This window comes from Enterobacter sp. E1 (genome assembly GCF_016809815.1).
Taxonomy (GTDB): domain Bacteria; phylum Pseudomonadota; class Gammaproteobacteria; order Enterobacterales; family Enterobacteriaceae; genus Enterobacter; species Enterobacter adelaidei.
Window position 1 is genome coordinate 1070984 of record NZ_JAFBJM010000001.1, and the last position, 19755, is coordinate 1090738.

Sequence of the window (19755 nt, forward strand, 5' to 3'; positions counted from 1 at the left end):
CGACGCTCACCCCCATGTAAAGAACAAACCGACAAAAGAGAAAGCCGCATGTCCGTACAGAATATCGTCAATATTACTGAAGCAAACCTGCAACAGACCCTCGAACAGTCAATGACCAAACCGGTGCTGTTCTACTTCTGGTCTGAGCGAAGCCAGCACTGCCTGCAGCTGACGCCGGTACTGGAAAGCCTTGCCGCACAGTACAACGGTCAGTTCATTCTCGCCAAACTGGATTGTGACGCCGAGCCAATGGTGGCATCTCAGTTTGGTCTGCGCGCGATTCCAACCGTCTATCTTTTCCAGAACGGTCAGCCTGTTGATGGTTTCCAGGGGCCGCAGCCGGAAGAGGCTATTCGCGCTCTGCTGGATAAAGTCCTGCCGCGTGAAGAAGAGCTGAAAGCGCAGGAAGGCATGGCGCTAATGCAGGAAGGCAAATATGACGAGGCGCTGCCGCTGCTCAAAGAGGCATGGCAGTTGTCGAAGCAAAACAGCCAGATTGGTCTACTGCTGGCGGAAACGCAGATTGCACTACACCGCTCAGAAGACGCAGAAGCCGTGCTGAAGACGGTTCCACTTCAGGATCAGGACACCCGTTACCAGGGGCTGGTCGCGCAAATTGAGCTGCTGAAGCAGGCGGCAGACACCCCGGAAATTCAGCAGCTGCAACAGCAGGTAGCTGACAACCCGGCCGATGCCGCGCTGGCAAGCCAGCTGGCGCTGCAGCTGCATCAGGTAGGGCGTAACGAAGAAGCACTGGAGCTGCTGTTTAGCCATCTGCAAAAAGATCTGGCTGCCGCAGACGGCCAGGCGCGTAAGATGTTCCAGGAAATTCTGGCCGCGTTGGGCACCGGCGACGCGCTGGCGTCGAAGTATCGTCGTCAGCTGTACGCGCTGCTGTATTGATGCACTTTGCCCGGGGGCGGCTTCGCCTTACCGGGCCGACAAAAGCCGATATTACCCCGTCTTTTTCAACTGCGTCACCACCAGCTGGTGGCGCGCGTTATAGAACTTCCGGTAGGTCAGGTAACAGGCAATGATGGTTGACAGGCTCGCCGTTGAGAGCAGCATAAACGTTACCATAATCTGATACTTAATCGCTTTTACCGGATCGATACCCGCAAAAATCAGACCCGACATCATACCCGGCAGGCTCACCAGTCCCACCGTTTTGGCAGAATCCACCGTCGGGATCAGCGATGAACGGATGCTCTCACGGATCAGCCGCGCCGAGGCCATTTTAGGCGTTGCCCCCAGGCTTAACTTCTCCTGCAACTGCTGCTGTTCACTGCTGAACCGCTGGCCCAGATTGTTGTAACACAGCCCCACGGCAACCATCGCGTTTCCGGCGATCATTCCGGTAATGGGGATGACCTGCATTGGCGTAAACACAATTGAACCAGAGAGCACCAGCACTGCCAGCGTGAGCGCCGTCCCGGTCGTAATGGCAATAAACGACGAGATAAAGGCCTTATCAATGTACTTACTGCGTTTTTGCGCATTCCACGCTGCGTTAAAGCAGATAAAAAGCACCATCAGCAGCGTCAGCACGGCGTGGTTGACGTTGAAAATATACTTCAGCACATAGCCGACAATAATCAGCTGAATAACCGCCCGGCAGATACTCCACAGAATATCTTTTTCCAGCCCCAGCTTTTCCCGGTAGCTGACCACAATCGCAATCAGCACCAGCACCATCGAAAACGCCAGGGATTCATTGGTAATATTATGCTCACCCACGGTTAGCCTCCTGCATTTTCCCACCGTGCGGCTGGAGCGTAATCACGTCATCCGCATGGGTTATTTCGTTAGCGTCGTGCGTCACCCACAGCACGGCAACATTCTGCTTGCTGGCGTAATGATGAATGATGTCGTTAACGTTGCGCTTATTGGCCTCATCCAGCGCGCTGGTGATTTCGTCCAGCAACAGCACCCTGGGTAAAAATTGCAGATTACGGATCAGCGAGACGCGTTGCTTTTCTCCACCCGACAACTCACTCACGGCTTTGGTCAGCGTCTCCTGCGGCAAGCCAAAACGTTCCAGATCGGCCGATAACCGCTCAGGATCGGGCGTCTTATTGCGAATTTTCCAGGGAAAAATCAGGTTGTCATACACCGTATCGCCGAAGAGCGTGGGCGTTTGTACCGAGTATGAGACCTGCTGGCGATACGCCTCAGGAGAGAGCGTTGCAATATCCTTCCCCTCAAAAAAAATCTTGCCTGAGGTCGGGCTGAGCAGCGAGGCAATGATTTTTAGCAGCGTACTTTTCCCGCAGCCCGATGGCCCGGTGATCAAACGAAACTCCCCCGGCGAAACGGTAAAGCTGACATTATTCAGAATAGTGGTTTCACCCACACGGTAGCCTACATCCGCGATTGTTAAAATCGCGCTGTTATCCTTCATGTTATTTCCTGCCTTCATCCCAATAATTAGCAGTAGTCTACGGCGATTAGTGATTGTATGGCGACTTTCCTCGTATACTTAGGGTCAACAAACAGCCATATGGTTTCCGCCACAGCATGCAAAACAGGAGGTTTTTATGCTCATCGTTGTTCCTGTCCTTATTTTCGTTGCGCTGGTTATTGTCGGCGCTGGCGTCAAAATTGTCCCGCAGGGTTACCAGTGGACAGTCGAGCGTTTCGGACGTTACACCAACACATTACAACCTGGTTTAAGCCTGATTGTCCCTTTCATGGACAGAATTGGTCGTAAGATCAACATGATGGAACAGGTGCTGGATATTCCTTCTCAGGAAGTGATCTCTAAGGATAACGCCAATGTCACCATTGATGCCGTCTGTTTTATTCAGGTAATTGATGCGCCAAAAGCGGCCTATGAGGTGAGCAATCTGGAGCTGGCTATCGTTAACCTGACGATGACCAATATCCGTACCGTACTGGGTTCGATGGAGCTGGATGAGATGCTCTCACAGCGAGACAGCATCAATACCCGACTGCTGCACATTGTCGATGAAGCGACGAATCCGTGGGGGATCAAAGTCACCCGTATTGAGATCCGCGACGTTCGCCCGCCGGCTGAACTGATCGCCTCCATGAACGCCCAGATGAAGGCCGAGCGAACCAAACGTGCCTATATTCTTGAAGCCGAAGGGGTACGTCAGGCCGAGATCCTCAAAGCGGAAGGGGAAAAACAGTCGCAGATCCTCAAAGCCGAGGGCGATCGCCAGTCTGCGTTCCTCCAGGCGGAAGCGCGTGAACGTTCGGCCGAAGCGGAAGCTCGAGCCACCCAGATGGTGTCAGAGGCGATTGCCGCTGGTGATATCCAGGCCGTGAACTACTTTGTCGCGCAAAAATATACCGACGCGCTGAAACAGATCGGCTCAGCAAACAACAGCAAAGTGGTCATGATGCCGCTGGATGCCAGCAGTCTCATGGGCTCTATTGCCGGGATCGCTGAACTGATCAAAGACAGCGGAAACGAGCGTAAAAAATGATTGAGCTCATCGCCGCACATCCTCACGCTTTCTGGCTAAGCCTCGGGGGGTTATTGCTGGCCGCTGAGATGCTGGGCGGCAACGGCTACCTGCTCTGGAGCGGTGTCGCCGCCGTCATTACCGGGCTGCTCGTGTGGCTTCTGCCGCTCGACTGGGCGTGGCAAGGTGCGTTGTTTGCCGTACTGACACTGGTGGCTGCATGGCTGTGGTGGCGCTGGCTTAACCGACGGGTTAACGAGCAGAAACCGTTAGATGCGCACCTTAATCAGCGCGGGCAGCAGATTGTCGGCCAGCGTTTTACGCTCGACACCGCGCTGGTGAACGGGCGTGGACATATGCGCGTGGGCGACAGTTCGTGGCCTGTCGTGGCCGACGATGACCTCAGCGCCGGAACGCGGGTTGAGGTCGTTGCGGTAGAAGGAATAACTCTGCGGGTTAAAGCCTGTTAAACAGATGCCTTACGATGGCAGCAGCCAGCAAGATTATCTATGATCGGGCAATCGGCGCTGTCATCTCCCGGACATGATTCCGCCAGCGCCAGCAGCTGTTTGCGCATCGCCTGTAACTCGGTGATGTGGCGTTCAATCTCAGCCACCTTTTCCAGCGTGCGATTTTTCACATCAGCGCTGTGACGCTTCGGATCGTTAAACAGATTCACCAGCTCGCCACACTCTTCCAGATTAAAACCGACCTGTCTTGCCTGACGCAGCAGCGTCAGTTCGTCAAGATGCAGTTGCGTGTAACTGCGGTAGCCGTTTTCGCTGCGCAGCGGCGGTGTCACCAGCCCTTTCTCTTCATAAAAGCGAATCGCTTTGCTGGTTAAGCCGGTTTTTTTCGCAACATCACTGATATTCACATTTCCCCCTTGACCTTCCCCTTGATGGAAGGTTTAACCTTCATAACAGTTAGCCAAAAGCGTTATGTTGGTCAACAACTGACCAGATCATTATACGGGAGTTTTGTTATGTCTCACACTATTGACCTGACATTGGACGGCCTCTCCTGCGGCCACTGTGTCAAACGCGTTAAAGAAAGTCTGGAACAGCGTCCTGACGTTGAAAGCGCTGAAGTTACCATCGATCATGCCGCCGTAACCGGTAGCGCCAGCGCGGATGCGCTGATTGATACCATCAAGCAGGCCGGTTACGGGGCGGAGCTGAGCCACCCAAAGGCTAAACCGCTGGCAGAGTCATCATCCCCGTCGGAAGCACTGACAGCGGCCACTCCTGAGCTTCCGGTAGCTGATGATATTGATGACAGCCAACAGCTGCTGATCAACGGCATGAGCTGCGCCAGCTGCGTCTCCCGGGTACAAAACGCCTTGCAGGCCGTACCGGGCGTCGCGCAGGCACGGGTCAATCTTGCGGAGCGCACCGCGCTGGTGATGGGCAGTGCCTCCGCCGCAGATTTAGTGCAGGCCGTTGAGAAAGCAGGCTACGGCGCTGAAGCTATCGAAGATGATGCAAAACGTCGTGAACGTCAGCAGGAAACGGCGGTTGCCACCATGAAACGCTTCCGCTGGCAGGCAATAGTGGCCCTGCTGGTCGGGGTTCCGGTGATGGTGTGGGGCATGTTCGGCGACAACATGATGGTCACCGACGATAACCGCACGCTGTGGCTGGCGATCGGTTTGATCACCCTTGGGGTGATGATCGTTGCAGGCGGACATTTTTATACCAGCGCCTGGAAAAGCCTGAAGAATCGCACTGCGACGATGGATACGCTGGTTGCCCTTGGTACGGGGGCAGCATGGCTGTATTCGATGAGCGTTAACGTCTGGCCTCAGTGGTTCCCGATGGAAGCGCGACATCTTTATTATGAAGCGAGTGCGATGATTATCGGCCTGATCAACTTAGGCCATATGCTCGAAGCGCGCGCGCGTCAGCGTTCCTCAAAAGCGCTGGAAAGATTACTTGATTTAACGCCGCCAACCGCGCGGGTAGTCACAGAGGACGGTGAAAAGAACGTCCCGCTGGCCGAGGTTCAACCCGGTATGACTCTGCGCCTGACCACGGGTGACCGCGTTCCCGTTGACGGTATTATCACACAGGGTGATGCCTGGCTGGACGAAGCGATGCTCACCGGGGAACCCATTCCACAGCAGAAATCCCACGGTGACGCCGTTCATGCCGGTACGGTGGTGCAGGACGGCAGCGTGCTGTTCACCGCCAGCGCCGTCGGCAGCCACACGACGCTGTCGCGTATTATTCGCATGGTGCGCCAGGCGCAGAGCAGCAAGCCGGAGATTGGCCAGCTTGCTGATAAAATCTCAGCCATTTTTGTTCCGGTCGTGGTCGGTATTGCCCTGCTGAGTGCAGCTATCTGGTACTTTTTCGGTCCCGCGCCGCAGATTGTTTATACCCTGGTGATTGCCACCACGGTGCTGATCATCGCCTGCCCTTGCGCACTCGGTCTTGCCACACCAATGTCGATTATCTCCGGTGTCGGTCGCGCCGCCGAGTTTGGCGTGCTGGTGCGTGATGCCGATGCCCTGCAACGCGCCAGTACGCTCGACACGCTGGTGTTTGATAAAACCGGCACGCTGACCGAAGGCAAACCGCAAGTTGTGGCCGTGAATACGACAGGTATGGCAGAAAATGACGCACTGCGTCTTGCTGCCGCGCTTGAGCAAGGCTCCAGCCATCCTCTGGCTCGCGCGATTATTGAGAAAGCCGGGAATGCCAGCCTGCCGCAGGTGAGCAATTTCCGCACCCTGCGCGGACTCGGCGTCAGTGGTGAAGCAGAAGGCCACGCGCTGCTGCTGGGCAACCAGGCATTGCTCAATGAAAACGGTATTGATACTGCCGAGCTGGAAAGCGAGTTGAAGGCGCAGGCGTCCCAGGGCGCCACGCCGGTTCTGCTGGCGGTGGATGGCAAAGCCGCCGCGCTGCTGGCCGTGCGCGATCCGCTTCGCCAGGACAGTGTGGATGCCTTAAAACGCCTGCATCGCGCGGGTTATCGCCTGGTCATGCTGACCGGGGATAACCCGACCACCGCCAACGCCATTGCGAAAGAAGCCGGTATTGATGAGGTCATTGCTGGCGTACTGCCGGACGGTAAAGCTGACGCAATCAAGAAACTGCAAAGCCAGGGGCGTCAGGTGGCAATGGTCGGCGACGGCATCAACGATGCCCCTGCGCTGGCTCAGGCGGATGTCGGTATCGCCATGGGAGGCGGGAGCGATGTCGCTATTGAGACGGCAGCGATCACGCTGATGCGCCATAGCCTGATGGGCGTTGCTGATGCGCTGGCCATTTCAAAAGCCACGTTGCGCAACATGAAGCAGAACCTGCTGGGGGCATTTATCTACAACAGTTTCGGCATTCCGATTGCCGCCGGGATTTTGTGGCCACTGACTGGCACGCTGCTTAACCCCGTGGTCGCAGGTGCAGCCATGGCGCTCTCCTCCATCACCGTGGTGAGCAACGCCAACCGACTGTTGCGGTTTAAACCGAAAGATTGAACCTTGTACTCGTACGCGCTAGCATGAACCTTTCCGTTCATGGAGCGCGTATGAGTCTGTTTAATCGTATAAAAACATCGTTTCGCGCCCTATTTCCCCGCCGTTATGCCTGGCCCGGTCTTGATATCTCTCTTCCCGGCGGGCAACACCTGCACCTGGTGGGCAGCATCCATATGGGCACGCAGGATATGTCTCCCCTGCCTCCTGGTCTGATAAAACTTCTCAAGCGCGCCGATGCGCTGGTTGTTGAGGCGGACATTTCGGGCCATGAATCACCGTTTGCCGGTCTGGAGAGCACTCTCAGCCTGGCAGAACGTCTGGATGATGCTCTGCTCGCGGAACTGACGCGCGTCGCGGATGAGACGGGCGTGTCGCTCTCGATGATCGACGCTCTTCCGCTCTGGCAAATTGCCATGGTGCTTCAGGCCACGCAGGCGCAACGTCTGGGTCTGCGCGGTGATTACGGCATTGATTACCAGTTACTGAATATGGCAAGGGCACGCAGGATGCCGATCATCGAACTGGAAGGGACGGACAGCCAGATTGCGCTGTTGCGACAACTGCCTGACGACGGTCTGATGCTGCTGGATGATACCCTGACCCACTGGCACACCAACGCGCGTCTGCTGCAGACCATGATCGGCTGGTGGCTGGATGCTCCCCCCGCAGACAGTAAGCTGGCGTTACCGTCTACATTCAGCGAATCGCTGTATGATGTGCTGATGAATGCGCGTAATAAAGCCTGGCGGCAGACGCTGCATGCCTTACCTGCCGGGCATTACGTTGTCGCAGTAGGTGCATTACATTTGTACGGAGAAGGGAATTTGCCGTCACTGTTGAAATAAAAAAATGGCCAATATTTCTATTGGCCCGTCAAAGAGGAATTTCATCGTTTTTATTATGCCGAAGGAGACCTTCGGTTGAGCCGATTGTCGCTCAAAGTGACCATCACTGCCAATACTATTGCGCAAGATGGTGCTATTTTTTAGACAAACGTCAGGCGTATGCTGTGAGCATGAATTGTCTGTCGTAAGAAGGATAGCTATGACTCCCGCCGTTAAATTACTCGAAAAAAACAAAATTCCTTTCCGGATCCATACCTACGATCACGATCCGAATGAAACCAATTTTGGTGATGAAGTGGTGCGCAAACTGGGGCTGAACGCTGACCAGGTCTATAAAACGCTGCTGGTCGCCGTGAATGGCGACATGAAGCACCTCGCCGTCGCGGTTACGCCCGTCGCCGGGCAGCTTGACTTGAAGAAAGTGGCGAAAGCGCTGGGCGCGAAAAAAGTGGATATGGCAGACCCAATGGTTGCGCAACGCACCACGGGCTACCTGGTCGGCGGGATCAGCCCACTCGGGCAGAAAAAACGGCTGCCGACGCTGATAGATGCGCCTTCACAGGAGTTTGAAACCATCTTTATATCCGGCGGCAAACGCGGGCTGGATATTGAACTCGCGGCGGGCGATCTGGCGAAAATGCTGGACGCGAAATTTGCGGATATTGCACGCCGGGAGTAAGAGAAAAGCCGGGTAAGGCGCAGCCGCTACCCGGCAAAACAACCGCACTACTGCCAGCTCACCTCACCCTTCGGCTCGTATGCATTCACATCAATCGGCGAGTTTTGCTCGATGAACTGCTTCAGCACTTCCGCGTCGATAAAACCGGTGTTCACATAGCCTGGTTTGTTATCAATATGCGGATAGCCGTCACCGCCGGTGGCGTTAAAGCTTAACGTCGCCAGACGGTACGTTTTAGCCGGATCAACCGGTTCGCCTTTGATCTTCAGATCGTTAAGCTTGCCGTCTTTCGCCACAAAGCTCACGTTGGCAAACTGCGGATAGGCACCGGAATCCGGCTTCATCTGCGCCACGGCGGTCAGGTAGTCAATGACCTCTTTCCCGCTCATGTCCGCATAGACCACCACGTTACCGAACGGCTGCACCTTCAGAACGTCTTTATAGGTAATGTTTCCACCTTCGATGGAATCACGAATACCGCCGCCGCTCATTACGCCAAAATCAGCGCCGGTACGCGTCATTTGCGCTGCCAGCACCAGATGCCCCATATTGGTCTGCACGAAGCGAACTTTGCTACGATCCCCTTCCAGACGACCATTGAGCGTGCCAATCTTCACATCCAGCTGTGCCTTACCTTTATTCTGGAACGGCGTCAGCAGGGAGAGCATCTGCTGGTTTTCAGCAATCTCCGGGGTGTAAAGTACGCGCTCACTTTTCCCGTCAGGATAAGTGACTTTCTTCTTCAGGTTGACCGGGATGAGCTGGTAATGCACCAGTTTCATCTCGCCGTTACGGAACTCAAAATCCGCCCGGCCCACGTATTTGCCCCACTCATGCGCCTGCACAATCCAGATGCCGTTCTGACGGTCTGGGGCACACGGCGTGCCTGGCACGTAATCAACCTGCTTTTTATTCTCGGAGGCCATGCAGACCGGATCCTGTGAGTGACCGCCCACAATCATTGCCAGCGAGCCAGCCGGCAGGCTGCGCGCCATCTCCACGTCACCTGGCGCATTAGAGCCGTGCTCGCCATTGTCATAGTGCCCCATGTGGGTGGTGGCAATAATCACATCCGGTTTTTCGTTCTGCTGTAATTCCTGAATAACCAGCTTTGCTTCGTCTGCCGGTTTACGGAATTCGATATCGGTAAAGAACTCCGGGTTGCCAATTTTCGCCGTATCGTCAGTGGTTAGGCCAATCACCGCGATTTTCAGGTCCTGGCGCTTAAACAACGCCCAGGGTTTAAACAGGCGTTCGCCGGTACTTTTCTGGTAAATATTGGCTGAGAGGAACGGGAATTTTGCCAGTTTTTCCTGCTGGCGCAGTACCGTTAGTGGATTATCAAACTCGTGGTTGCCGACGGCCATCGCATCGTAACCAATCAGATTCATACCGCGAAAATCGGGCTCGGCATCCTGTAAATCGGATTCCGGTACCCCGGTGTTGATATCTCCCCCGGACAGCAACAGCACGCTGCCGCCCTGAGCCGCCACCTCTTTACGAATACCATCCACCAGCGTTTTTTGCGCCGCCAGACCATATTCGCCGTATTCACTGCGCCAGAAATGCCCGTGGTGATCGTTGGTATGCAGAATGGTGATTTTGTAGGTTTTATCTTTTTCGTATGCCTGCGCGGGCAGGCTTACCAGGCCCCATGCGGCGATAAGCGCCAGCGCGACGCCCCGCTTCATTAACTTCATCTTTTCTCTCCCTGACCAATAGACAAAGGCAAAAATTACAATGACTCACAATAATAGACAAATAAGTTTTCAGAATTGCGACTTTCTTCAAATGCCCCTGACAGGTATGTTAGTTGGATAATAATTACATCCTGCATTCCTAATAACTAAAGACGTGGTAATTCTCTCTATGGCAATCAGTGAATCAACCCAGCCCGTGCCGGGCGTGCCGGCGTCACCGCCGAAATCGCGCACCTCTTTTAAAGTCTTAGGTGCAATCAGTCTTTCTCATCTGCTCAACGATATGATCCAGTCGTTGATTCTGGCAATTTATCCGCTGCTGCAATCAGAGTTCTCTTTAACCTTCGTGCAGATCGGGATGATCACCCTGACCTTCCAGCTCGCGTCCTCGCTACTGCAGCCAATAGTGGGCTACTGGACGGACAAATACCCGATGCCATGGTCGCTGCCGATTGGCATGTGTTTCACCTTAAGCGGGCTGGTACTGCTGGCCATGGCTGGGAGTTTTGAAGCGGTGCTGATCGCCGCCGCACTGGTGGGCACCGGCTCGTCGGTCTTCCACCCGGAATCCTCCCGCGTGGCGCGTATGGCCTCCGGTGGTCGTCACGGCCTGGCGCAGTCACTCTTCCAGGTGGGCGGTAACTTTGGTAGCTCTCTCGGCCCGCTATTGGCCGCGGTGATTATTGCCCCTTACGGTAAAGGCAACGTGGCGTGGTTTGTGCTAGCCGCACTGCTGGCGATTATCGTACTGGCGCAGATCAGCCGCTGGTATGCCGCTCAACATCGGGTGAACAAGGGTAAACCTAAAGCGAAGGTGATTAATCCTCTACCGCGTAACAAGATTATCCTGGCGGTTTCCGTCCTGCTGGTGCTGATTTTCTCGAAATATTTCTATATGGCGAGCATCAGCAGCTATTACACCTTTTATCTGATGCAAAAATTCGGATTATCGGTACAAAATGCGCAGATCCACCTGTTTGCCTTCCTGTTTGCGGTCGCTGCCGGGACAGTGATTGGCGGGCCTGTGGGGGATAAGATTGGGCGTAAATATGTAATTTGGGGCTCTATTCTCGGCGTGGCACCGTTTACCCTTATTTTGCCGTACGCCAGCCTTGAATGGACGGGAATTTTAACCGTGATTATTGGTTTTATCCTCGCTTCCGCGTTTTCCGCCATTCTTGTCTATGCGCAAGAGCTGTTACCTGGTCGTATCGGTATGGTTTCCGGACTCTTTTTCGGGTTCGCCTTTGGCATGGGTGGGCTTGGTGCTGCGGTGTTAGGGATGGTTGCGGATCACACCAGCATCTTCCTGGTTTATAAAATCTGCGCTTTCCTGCCACTTCTTGGGATGTTGACCATATTCCTGCCTGATAACCGTCACAAAGCGTAAATTACAGGTAGCCAAAGTTTTACTTTGGCTACCTGATACCCTGATGCCATAAGGGTTTCTTCTGCCTCCCCCTGCTGAATTTATCAAAATGCGCTTTTTTTCGTGCTTATTGCTGTTTTATTCAAATTTCAACAATTATTCATAAACATAAGAGTAAAAATTGTCATAAACTATTACTCGGTTTTTTGGTTTGCGCCAAAAAGGAACACCCACAACGAAAGGAGACGGAATGCATCACGCCACACCGCTTATCACCACCATTGTTGGTGGCCTTGTGCTCGCTTTTATCCTTGGCATGATTGCCAATAAACTGCGTATTTCTCCCCTTGTCGGCTATTTGTTAGCGGGTGTCCTGGCGGGACCGTTTACGCCGGGTTTCGTTGCGGATACCAAACTGGCTCCTGAACTGGCGGAATTAGGCGTGATTCTGCTGATGTTTGGCGTCGGTTTGCATTTTTCACTGAAGGACCTGATGGCGGTAAAGTCGATCGCCATACCGGGAGCGATCGCCCAGATAGGGGTAGCGACGCTGCTGGGGATGGCGCTTTCAGCAATTCTTGGCTGGTCGCTGATGACCGGCATCGTTTTTGGGCTGTGTCTTTCCACCGCCAGTACCGTGGTGTTGCTGCGCGCACTTGAAGAGAGACAGCTGATTGACAGCCAGCGCGGACAAATTGCGATAGGCTGGCTGATTGTTGAAGACCTGGTGATGGTGTTGACGCTGGTACTGCTGCCCGCTGTCGCCGGTATGATGGAAAAAGACAACGTCGGCTTTGCCTCGCTGGCGCTGGATATGGGCATTACCATCGGTAAAGTTGTGGCGTTTATCGCCATCATGATGCTGGTAGGCCGCCGTCTGGTGCCGTGGATCATGTCCCGCAGCGCAGCGACGGGTTCACGCGAATTGTTTACCCTCTCCGTACTGGCGCTGGCACTGGGTATCGCCTTTGGTGCCGTTGAGCTGTTTGATGTCTCCTTCGCGCTGGGTGCATTCTTCGCCGGGATGGTGTTGAACGAATCCGAGCTGAGCCACCGTGCGGCGCATGACACTCTGCCGCTGCGTGATGCTTTCGCCGTACTGTTCTTCGTTTCCGTCGGGATGCTGTTTGACCCGATGGTCCTTATTCATCAGCCGCTGGCTGTGCTGGGCACGCTGGCGATTATTATCTTTGGTAAGTCGCTCGCGGCTTTCTTCCTGGTAAGGATGTTTGGCCACTCCCCGCGTACGGCGCTGACCATCGCCGCCAGTCTGGCGCAAATTGGTGAGTTTGCCTTTATTCTGGCGGGTCTGGGCATGGCGCTGAACCTGCTACCGCAAGCCGGGCAGAACCTGGTGCTGGCAGGTGCAATCCTGTCGATTATGCTGAACCCAGTCCTGTTCGCACTGCAGGAAAAATACCTCGATAAAACCGAAACGCTGGAAGAACAGACGCTGGAAGAAGCTATCGAAGAAGAGAAGCAGATCCCGGTAGATATTTGTAATCACGCCCTGCTGGTTGGTTTTGGTCGCGTAGGCAGTCTGCTCGGTGAGAAACTGATGGCGCAAGGGATCCCGCTGGTAGTGATTGAAACGTCACGCACCCGCGTCGACGAGCTGCGTGAGCGCGGTATCCGAGCGGTGCTGGGCAATGCGGCAAACGAAGAGATCATGAATCTGGCGCATCTGGACTGCGCGCGCTGGCTGCTGCTGACCATCCCAAACGGCTATGAAGCGGGTGAAATTGTGGCTTCCGCGCGCGAGAAGTGCCCGACGATTGAGATTATCGCCCGGGCACATTATGACGATGAGGTGGAGTACATTACCGAGCGCGGTGCGGATAAGGTCGTGATGGGCGAGCGCGAGATTGCTAATACGATGCTGACGCTACTGGAGAAACCGCCGGTTGAAGAAGGGGTGACGGGTTAAAAAAGCCTGCTGGCGCTACGCTTAGCAGGCCTACAAGTAGCCCCGGTAAGCGTAGCGCCACCGGGGTTTTCTTTTAGCAATCAACGATCCCAATAAGCCTCTTCCAGGCTGTCTTCCCGTTCCGGCAGCCCACGCGTTAAGCGCGGGGAATGCTGGTTAAGCACCTGATAACTCACGCGGTTAGCGTATTTGCACACCTGCGCCAGCGACGAATAGGTCAGCCAGTTGAACTTGTGCTTGCTGGAATTCGGGACGTTAGTTTTATGGTAAGCATTCGCGGTGATGTCATGGAGCAATGCGGCCAGCGCGCCATCACCTGCACCGTTGGTGTTCATGATCTTCTCTGGCCCGCCCATATACGGGGCGATGTGCGAGTAGATACGCAGCGGATTAACACAGTCTTTAAAACGCATACCACGGCTGAACTCGTACTGGTTGAACTCGGCGATCGCGCCAGGCAGCAATGGATGCTGGGTTTTGCGCTTGCTCTCTTCTTCAGTGAAGCCCGCCATGTATAACCCAACCGGCCCTGCGGTACAGAGAACCAGATCCACCCACTCCAGCGCTTTATCAGACGCCAGCAGCGGATCGCTTTCGCCCGTCAGCGCTTCCGCCTCTTCTTCGTTCATCGCCAGAATCGAGACGTGCTCTTTCAGGAACGCCTGCCACCACTCCGGATTGTCGGCAATCACGAATTTGGTGCCTAGCGTGAGAACGACGGGCACATTGTATTTCTTCGCGTACTCAATCGCTTTCATGGTCGCGTCCGGCATCGGCTCACCCGGTTTGCAGCGCACCAGATAGGAGGTCAGCACCAGCGCCGAGGCGCCTGCAATCACCTCTTCCGGGATGCTCTCGGCACGCAGTTTGTTCATGTGACCCGGGCTGATGGCAAAGGTGCGCTCGCCGGACTCACCGATCAGCGTAAAGCAGCGGCCAATCGGCCCGTCGACGCCCTGAAGGTAGTTCAGATCGGTACGGCTGGAGGTATTGCACAGATAACGGTAGGCATAGCCTCCGATTTCGATATTGCTGCACATTACGCCCAGCAGTACCGAGCGGTCATCAGCCAGTACGGAGTAGTTGTGCATGGTGTTACCGATGGTACCGCCGGCAAACTGATGGGTGATCAGGTTTTCGCGCACCAGTTCCTGGTAAAGCGCTTCGGCAACGTCGTCCTCAATCACCAGCGAGTGACCCGCGCTCAGACCGTAACGGGCGACAAACGCATCATCCACTTTCGCTTCAATGTCCACCAGCGTCTGGTCGATACCAACGACCCATGCGGCACTGGTTTCATTTTCAGGCTGGATTTGCTGCAGGAGCGGATCGCGGGCATCAACGGGAAAGTAGTGTTTGGATTTGCGTTTACCGGGAAATTTCATGGTCTGAACTGTACAAAGAATATGGGCCGGGAATGGTAGCACAAACCCGGCCCGGAGTGCGATCAGCGACTGTTTGTCACCAGAGAGACCATCATGTCGATATGCTCTGGCGAGTCGTTAAGTGCCGGAATGTATTCGTACTTCGTGCCCCCTGCTTCCAGGAAGAACTCTCTGTTTTGCACAGCAATTTCTTCGAGCGTTTCCAGGCAATCCGCCGAGAAGCCTGGCGACATCACCTGAATATGCTTCACCCCTTTCTCACCAAGCATCTTAAGCGTTTCATCGGTATATGGGGTGAGCCACGGCTCGCGACCGAAGCGTGACTGGAAGGTCATCATCACCTTCTCCGGCGGCAGGCCGAGGGCAGAAACCAGTTCGCGCGTGGTATCACGACAACGCTGCGGGTAATCATCCCCCTCGTCAGCGAAACGCTGCGGGATGCCGTGATAAGACAGCAGCAGCAGATCCGGCTCGCCGTGTTTTTCGAACGACGCACGCGCGCTGTTGGCAAGCGCCTTGATATAGAGATCGTTATCCGCGTAGTCGCGAATAAAAGTCACGCCAGGTATGCGACGGCGAGTCGCCAGAATACGCGCCAGTTCATCCCATACCGCAGCAACCGTCGAACAGGAGTACTGCGGATAGAGCGCCAGCACCACAATGTGGTCAACCCCCTGCGCCAGCAGTGATTCGACCGCGCTTTCCAGCGAAGGTTTACCGTAGCTCATACCAAGAGCAACAGGCATATCCGGCAGGCGTGCGGCCAGCGCCTTTTCCTGGCGACGGCTGTAGACCATCAGCGGAGAACCCTCTTCCATCCAGACGGACTGATAGAGCCTGGCGACGCGCGGAGAACGAATCGGCAGAATCACGCCACGGAGCAACGGCCACCACAGCAGTCTTGGGGTATCCACGACGCGCGTGTCGCTTAAAAATTGTCGCAGGTAGCGTTTTACCGCGTCTGATGTAGGTGCTTCTGGGGTGCCCAGATTGGCAAGCAGGATGCCGGTTTTCGCCTGACTCATTCACGCCTCTTAACCATTTGAATGGTTGTCAATTGTAGCGGAAATGCGTTTAAACGAAACCCATTGCTGCGATAGGAAAGATGGGAATATTTCTCACCCGGAGATCCGGGTGAGAAAGGTGCGATTAGCCGAGGATTTTTTCCAGCTCTGCACGTACGTCAGCAACGGCTTTGGTACCGTCAACTTTCGCGTATTTGGTGTTACCCGCCTGCGCTTCTTTGGTGTAGTAGCCAATCAGCGGTGCAGTCATCTGGTGGTATTCCACCAGGCGCTTACGCACGGTCTCTTCCTGATCGTCTTTACGGGTGGTCAGCTCTTCGCCGGTCACGTCGTCTTTGCCTTCAACCTTAGGTGGGTTGAATTTGATGTGGTAAACGCGGCCAGAAGCAGCGTGAACGCGACGACCCACGATACGGTCAACGATCAGCTCGTCCGGCACGTCGAACTCCAGAACGTAGTCCACGTTGATGCCCGCTTCTTTCATGGCGTCAGCCTGAGGAATGGTGCGTGGGAAGCCGTCCAGCAGGAAACCGTTACGGCAGTCTTCCTGAGCAATGCGCTCTTTGACCAGAGCGATAACCAGCTCGTCGGTCACCAGCTTGCCTGCGTCCATGATGTCTTTCGCTTGTTTACCCAGCTCGGAGCCAGATTTAACAGCGGCGCGCAGCATGTCACCGGTGGAGATTTGCGGAATACCGTATTTCTCCATGATGAACTGAGCCTGAGTTCCTTTACCCGCGCCCGGAGCGCCAAGCAGAATAATACGCATTGCGAAAATCCCCTCAAAAGTCGTTTCAATTTTTCAAAAGCGCTAAACAATACCACCAGAACGGGCATCGCTCAAGGAAGGCGGGAAGGCTGAAACGGTTAACGGGGGGAGATTATTTGGGAGGGTAGGGTCTGGTGCCCTCACCCCGGCCCTCTCCCACGGGAGAGGGAGAAGACCAGGGGAGGCGTGGTCAATTACGCCAGCAGCAGCGCATTCACACGTTTAATGAACAGGTTAGGATCTTCCAGCGTGCCGCGCTCGGCCAGCAGGGACTGATCCAGCAGCAGTTCAACCCACTCGGCAAAGCGGGCGTCGTCCTGGGTATCCGCCGCGCGTTTCACCAGAGGATGATCCGGATTAAGCTCAAAGATATATTTCACTTCCGGCATCGCCTGGCCCGCTGCTGCGAACAGTTTCGCCATCTGGGTGCCCATTTCGTCAGCGTCGGTGGTAACGATCGCCGGGGTATCAGTCAGACGATGAGTGAAACGCACCTCTTTCACACGTTCGCCCAGCAGGGTTTTCACGCGCTCAACGAATGGCTCCAGCGCCTTCTCGGCTTCTTTCGCGCTTTCATCCACTTCATCCGCCAGCTTGTCGATGGACTCATCGGCTTTGGCAACGGACTGGAACGCCTTACCGTTAAACTCGGTCAGGTAGTTCATCATCCACTCGTCGATGCGGTCAGAAAGCAGCAGCACTTCGATGCCTTTCTTGCGCAACAGCTCGAGGTGCGGGCTGCTCTTCGCCGCCGCGTAGCTGTCGGCGGTGATGTAGTAAATCTTCTCCTGCCCTTCTTTCATGCGCGAGACGTACTCTTCCAGCGACACGGTCTGCGCGGAAGAGTCGGTGTGCGTAGACGCGAAGCGCAGCAGTTTGGCGATGGCCTCCACGTTCGCGGTATCTTCCGCCGGGCCCTCTTTCAGCACCAGGCCGAACTGTTTCCAGAAGGTCTGGTATTTTTCCGCATCGTCTTTCGCCAGTTTTTCCAGCATCTGCAGCGCACGTTTGGTCAGGGCGTTGCGCAAGTTACGGGTGACGGTGCTGTCCTGCAGAATTTCGCGGGAGACGTTCAGCGGCAGATCGTTGGAATCTATCAGACCACGCACAAAACGCAGGTAGTTCGGCATGAACTGCTCGGCGTCGTCCATGATGAACACACGCTGTACGTACAGCTTCAGGCCGTGCTTGTGATCGCGGTTCCACATGTCCCACGGTGCCTGTGCCGGAATGTACAGCAGGCTGGTGTACTCCTGCTTACCTTCCACACGGTTGTGGCTCCAGGTCAGCGGGTCGGTAAAATCGTGGGCGATGTGTTTGTAGAACTCGTTGTACTCGTCGTCTTTGATTTCAGACTTGTTGCGCGTCCACAGTGCCTGCGCCTTGTTGATCTTCTCCCAGGAGACCACGGTTTCGCTGTCTTTCTCTTCCTGTTTTTCAATCTCAACCGGCAGGGCGATGTGATCGGAATATTTACTGATGATGGAGCGCACGCGCCAGTCGTTCAGGAAATCATCTTCACCTTCACGCAGGTGCAGGGTGATTTCGGTGCCGCGATCCGTCTTGGTGATGTCATCAACGGTGTATTCGCCTTCACCTTTGGACTCCCAGAACACACCATTTTCCGCGCTGTCACCTGCTGCACGGGTACGCACGGTAACTTTGTCCGCGACGATGAACGCCGAGTAGAAACCAACGCCGAACTGACCGATCAGCTGGCTGTCTTTCGCCTGGTCAGAGCCCATGGACTCCAGGAACGCTTTGGTGCCGGATTTGGCGATGGTCCCGAGATGGTCGATGACCTCATCGCGATTCATCCCGATGCCGTTATCGGCGATGGTCAGGGTACGGTTCTCTTTATTGAAAGAGACGCGCACGCGCAGCTCACCGTCGCCTTCGTACAGATCCGGGTTAGACAGTGCGCGGAAGCGCAGCTTGTCCGCCGCGTCCGAGGCGTTGGAAATCAGCTCACGCAGGAAGATTTCTTTGTTGGAATACAGGGAATGGATCATCAGGTGCAGAAGCTGTTTTACTTCTGACTGGAAACCACGGGTTTCTTGTCCTTTCATCTAAGTCGACCTCAACAATGCCATTTAATGGGGTTTTAAAACGTTGAGGGAGAGATGGGGATAAGGGGGGGAAATTTCAAGCGGAGGCCACGGACGCAGCCTCCGTTTGGTCAGAAAATAATCTTGTGGCGTCCCGCAAGAGAGTGCGACAGCGTGGTGCCATCGACCATCTCCAGCTCGCCGCCCACCGGCACGCCGTGGGCGATACGGCTGGCGTCAACGCCGTACTGCGAGCAAAGCTCGGCGATGTAGTTGGCCGTTGCCTCCCCTTCCACCGTAGGATTGGTGGCGAGGATCACTTCGTTGATCGTTTCGGACTCAAGACGCTGTTCAAGGCGGTCAAGACCGATATCGTCCGGGCCAATACCGTCCAGCGGGGAGAGATGCCCCATCAGCACGAAATAGCGGCCGGAAAACTGCCCGGTCTGCTCAATGGCGTAGATGTCCGCCGGACTCTCCACCACGCAAATCTGACCGTTTTCCTGGCGACGCGGGTTCGAACAGATGTTACACACGTCCTGCTCGGTAAAGGTACGGCAATCCGCACAGTGACCAATTTCTGACATGGCGCGGGTCAGAGCCTGCGCCAGGCGCATCCCGCCGCTGCGGTCGCGCTGCAATAGCGTAAACGCCATGCGCTGCGCCGACTTCGGGCCAACGCCCGGCAGGCAGCGCAGTGCTTCCATTAACTGCGTGAGCAGCGGACTGGTTTGCATCAGAATGGCATCTTGAAGCCAGGTGGCAGTTGCATGCCGCTGGAAACAGAGGCCATTTTCTCTTTCTGAGTTTCGTCGATACGGCGAGCGGCATCGTTAAACGCGGCTGCAACCAGATCTTCCAGCATCTCTTTGTCGTCTTCGAGCAGGCTTGGGTCGATCTCAACGCGGCGGCAGTTGTGCGCACCGTTGATGGTCACTTTGACCAGGCCGGCACCGGATTCACCCGTGACTTCCAGCTGAGCGATCTCTTCCTGCATCTTCTGCATTTTTTCCTGCATCTGCTGAGCCTGCTTCATCAGGCCACCCAGACCGCCTTTTCCACCAAACATAGGCTTCTCTCTTTTTTCACGTTT

At 55.2% G+C, this 19755-nt stretch carries 18 protein-coding genes; 8 read left to right on the plus strand and 10 right to left on the minus strand.

The features are described from left to right. The first annotated feature begins 48 nt into the window (after nt 1-48). A complete protein-coding gene (locus tag JGF26_RS05310; protein WP_023293125.1) occupies nt 49-903 on the plus strand; it encodes a co-chaperone YbbN in 855 nt (284 codons plus the stop codon). Nucleotides 904-954: 51 nt separating this feature from the next. On the opposite strand, the gene fetB is transcribed toward JGF26_RS05310, so the two are convergent. Beyond that, nucleotides 955-1737: an iron export ABC transporter permease subunit FetB gene (gene fetB, locus JGF26_RS05315; protein WP_128348581.1), complete on the minus strand. Its 783-nt coding sequence runs from the start codon at nt 1735-1737 to the stop codon at nt 955-957. Beyond that, on the minus strand, nt 1730-2401 hold the full coding sequence (fetA, locus tag JGF26_RS05320) for an iron ABC transporter ATP-binding protein FetA (protein WP_049007461.1): 672 nt from the start codon (nt 2399-2401) through the stop codon (nt 1730-1732). The genes fetB and fetA overlap by 8 nt, the downstream gene beginning before the upstream one ends. Before the next feature lie 136 nt (nt 2402-2537). Between fetA and JGF26_RS05325 the strand changes: the two genes are divergently transcribed. Both JGF26_RS05325 and JGF26_RS05330 read left to right on the plus strand, forming a co-directional pair. After that, the gene (locus JGF26_RS05325; protein WP_024906863.1) at nt 2538-3452 is read left to right on the plus strand and encodes an SPFH domain-containing protein; all 915 of its coding nucleotides are present in this window, start codon (nt 2538-2540) and stop codon (nt 3450-3452) included. Next, on the plus strand, nt 3449-3901 hold the full coding sequence (locus JGF26_RS05330; RefSeq protein ID WP_028017594.1) for an NfeD family protein: 453 nt from the start codon (nt 3449-3451) through the stop codon (nt 3899-3901). The genes JGF26_RS05325 and JGF26_RS05330 overlap by 4 nt, the downstream gene beginning before the upstream one ends. Here the strand turns inward: JGF26_RS05330 and cueR are convergent. Beyond that, a complete protein-coding gene (gene cueR / locus JGF26_RS05335; RefSeq protein ID WP_028017595.1) occupies nt 3898-4308 on the minus strand; it encodes a Cu(I)-responsive transcriptional regulator in 411 nt (136 codons plus the stop codon). The two genes, JGF26_RS05330 and cueR, sit on opposite strands and share 4 nt — an antisense overlap. 108 nt (nt 4309-4416) lie before the next feature. On the opposite strand from cueR, the gene copA reads away from it, so the two are divergent. The 3 genes from copA to ybaK all read left to right on the plus strand — a co-directional run bounded on the left by copA (nt 4417) and on the right by ybaK (nt 8439). Continuing rightward, complete coding sequence (copA, locus tag JGF26_RS05340) at nt 4417-6915, plus strand: copper-exporting P-type ATPase CopA (RefSeq protein WP_134707212.1); 2499 nt, start codon at nt 4417-4419, stop codon at nt 6913-6915. A 50-nt stretch (nt 6916-6965) separates the two neighbouring features. Beyond that, nucleotides 6966-7760 (plus strand): TraB/GumN family protein, encoded by a 795-nt coding sequence (locus tag JGF26_RS05345; RefSeq protein ID WP_028017597.1) that lies wholly within the window; start codon nt 6966-6968, stop codon nt 7758-7760. Between the two features lie 199 nt (nt 7761-7959). Next, complete coding sequence (gene ybaK / locus JGF26_RS05350) at nt 7960-8439, plus strand: Cys-tRNA(Pro)/Cys-tRNA(Cys) deacylase YbaK (RefSeq protein ID WP_028017598.1); 480 nt, start codon at nt 7960-7962, stop codon at nt 8437-8439. Nucleotides 8440-8486: 47 nt separating this feature from the next. Here the strand turns inward: ybaK and ushA are convergent, their stop codons facing one another. After that, on the minus strand, nt 8487-10139 hold the full coding sequence (ushA, locus tag JGF26_RS05355; RefSeq protein WP_134707211.1) for a bifunctional UDP-sugar hydrolase/5'-nucleotidase UshA: 1653 nt from the start codon (nt 10137-10139) through the stop codon (nt 8487-8489). Between the two features lie 169 nt (nt 10140-10308). Between ushA and JGF26_RS05360 the strand changes: the two genes are divergently transcribed. Beyond that, complete coding sequence (locus tag JGF26_RS05360; protein ID WP_028017600.1) at nt 10309-11529, plus strand: MFS transporter; 1221 nt, start codon at nt 10309-10311, stop codon at nt 11527-11529. Between the two features lie 229 nt (nt 11530-11758). Further along, nucleotides 11759-13435 (plus strand): YbaL family putative K(+) efflux transporter, encoded by a 1677-nt coding sequence (ybaL, locus tag JGF26_RS05365; protein WP_134707210.1) that lies wholly within the window; start codon nt 11759-11761, stop codon nt 13433-13435. 80 nt (nt 13436-13515) lie between these two features. On the opposite strand, the gene JGF26_RS05370 is transcribed toward ybaL, so the two are convergent. The 6 genes from JGF26_RS05370 to JGF26_RS05395 form a co-directional block, all read right to left on the minus strand. After that, nucleotides 13516-14820 carry an inosine/guanosine kinase gene (locus JGF26_RS05370; RefSeq protein ID WP_134707209.1) on the minus strand — a complete coding sequence of 435 codons (1305 nt, stop codon included), beginning with the start codon at nt 14818-14820 and terminating at the stop codon, nt 13516-13518. A 62-nt stretch (nt 14821-14882) separates the two neighbouring features. Further along, nucleotides 14883-15845 carry a ferrochelatase gene (hemH, locus tag JGF26_RS05375; RefSeq protein ID WP_028017603.1) on the minus strand — a complete coding sequence of 321 codons (963 nt, stop codon included), beginning with the start codon at nt 15843-15845 and terminating at the stop codon, nt 14883-14885. Nucleotides 15846-15969: 124 nt separating this feature from the next. Further along, nucleotides 15970-16614 (minus strand): adenylate kinase, encoded by a 645-nt coding sequence (gene adk, locus JGF26_RS05380; RefSeq protein WP_006809841.1) that lies wholly within the window; start codon nt 16612-16614, stop codon nt 15970-15972. Between the two features lie 194 nt (nt 16615-16808). Further along, nucleotides 16809-18683, minus strand: a complete 1875-nt coding sequence (htpG, locus tag JGF26_RS05385; protein WP_134707208.1) for a molecular chaperone HtpG — start codon at nt 18681-18683, stop codon at nt 16809-16811. A gap of 110 nt (nt 18684-18793) precedes the next feature. Beyond that, the gene (gene recR / locus JGF26_RS05390) at nt 18794-19399 is read right to left on the minus strand and encodes a recombination mediator RecR (protein WP_028017605.1); all 606 of its coding nucleotides are present in this window, start codon (nt 19397-19399) and stop codon (nt 18794-18796) included. Continuing rightward, nucleotides 19399-19731, minus strand: coding sequence for a YbaB/EbfC family nucleoid-associated protein (locus tag JGF26_RS05395; RefSeq protein WP_003858972.1), 333 nt, complete (start codon nt 19729-19731; stop codon nt 19399-19401). Before JGF26_RS05395 ends, recR begins: the two co-directional genes overlap by 1 nt. Nucleotides 19732-19755 lie beyond the last annotated feature (24 nt).

Coding starts and splice junctions, on each gene's coding strand:
- JGF26_RS05310 (WP_023293125.1), top strand. CDS start 49: ATGTCCGTACAGAATATCGTCAATATTACTGAAGCAAACCTGCAACAG.
- fetA (WP_049007461.1), bottom strand. CDS start 2,401: ATGAAGGATAACAGCGCGATTTTAACAATCGCGGATGTAGGCTACCGT.
- JGF26_RS05325 (WP_024906863.1), top strand. CDS start 2,538: ATGCTCATCGTTGTTCCTGTCCTTATTTTCGTTGCGCTGGTTATTGTC.
- JGF26_RS05330 (WP_028017594.1), top strand. CDS start 3,449: ATGATTGAGCTCATCGCCGCACATCCTCACGCTTTCTGGCTAAGCCTC.
- copA (WP_134707212.1), top strand. CDS start 4,417: ATGTCTCACACTATTGACCTGACATTGGACGGCCTCTCCTGCGGCCAC.
- JGF26_RS05345 (WP_028017597.1), top strand. CDS start 6,966: ATGAGTCTGTTTAATCGTATAAAAACATCGTTTCGCGCCCTATTTCCC.
- ybaK (WP_028017598.1), top strand. CDS start 7,960: ATGACTCCCGCCGTTAAATTACTCGAAAAAAACAAAATTCCTTTCCGG.
- ushA (WP_134707211.1), bottom strand. CDS start 10,139: ATGAAGTTAATGAAGCGGGGCGTCGCGCTGGCGCTTATCGCCGCATGG.
- JGF26_RS05360 (WP_028017600.1), top strand. CDS start 10,309: ATGGCAATCAGTGAATCAACCCAGCCCGTGCCGGGCGTGCCGGCGTCA.
- ybaL (WP_134707210.1), top strand. CDS start 11,759: ATGCATCACGCCACACCGCTTATCACCACCATTGTTGGTGGCCTTGTG.
- JGF26_RS05370 (WP_134707209.1), bottom strand. CDS start 14,820: ATGAAATTTCCCGGTAAACGCAAATCCAAACACTACTTTCCCGTTGAT.
- hemH (WP_028017603.1), bottom strand. CDS start 15,845: ATGAGTCAGGCGAAAACCGGCATCCTGCTTGCCAATCTGGGCACCCCA.
- adk (WP_006809841.1), bottom strand. CDS start 16,614: ATGCGTATTATTCTGCTTGGCGCTCCGGGCGCGGGTAAAGGAACTCAG.
- htpG (WP_134707208.1), bottom strand. CDS start 18,683: ATGAAAGGACAAGAAACCCGTGGTTTCCAGTCAGAAGTAAAACAGCTT.
- recR (WP_028017605.1), bottom strand. CDS start 19,399: ATGCAAACCAGTCCGCTGCTCACGCAGTTAATGGAAGCACTGCGCTGC.
- JGF26_RS05395 (WP_003858972.1), bottom strand. CDS start 19,731: ATGTTTGGTGGAAAAGGCGGTCTGGGTGGCCTGATGAAGCAGGCTCAG.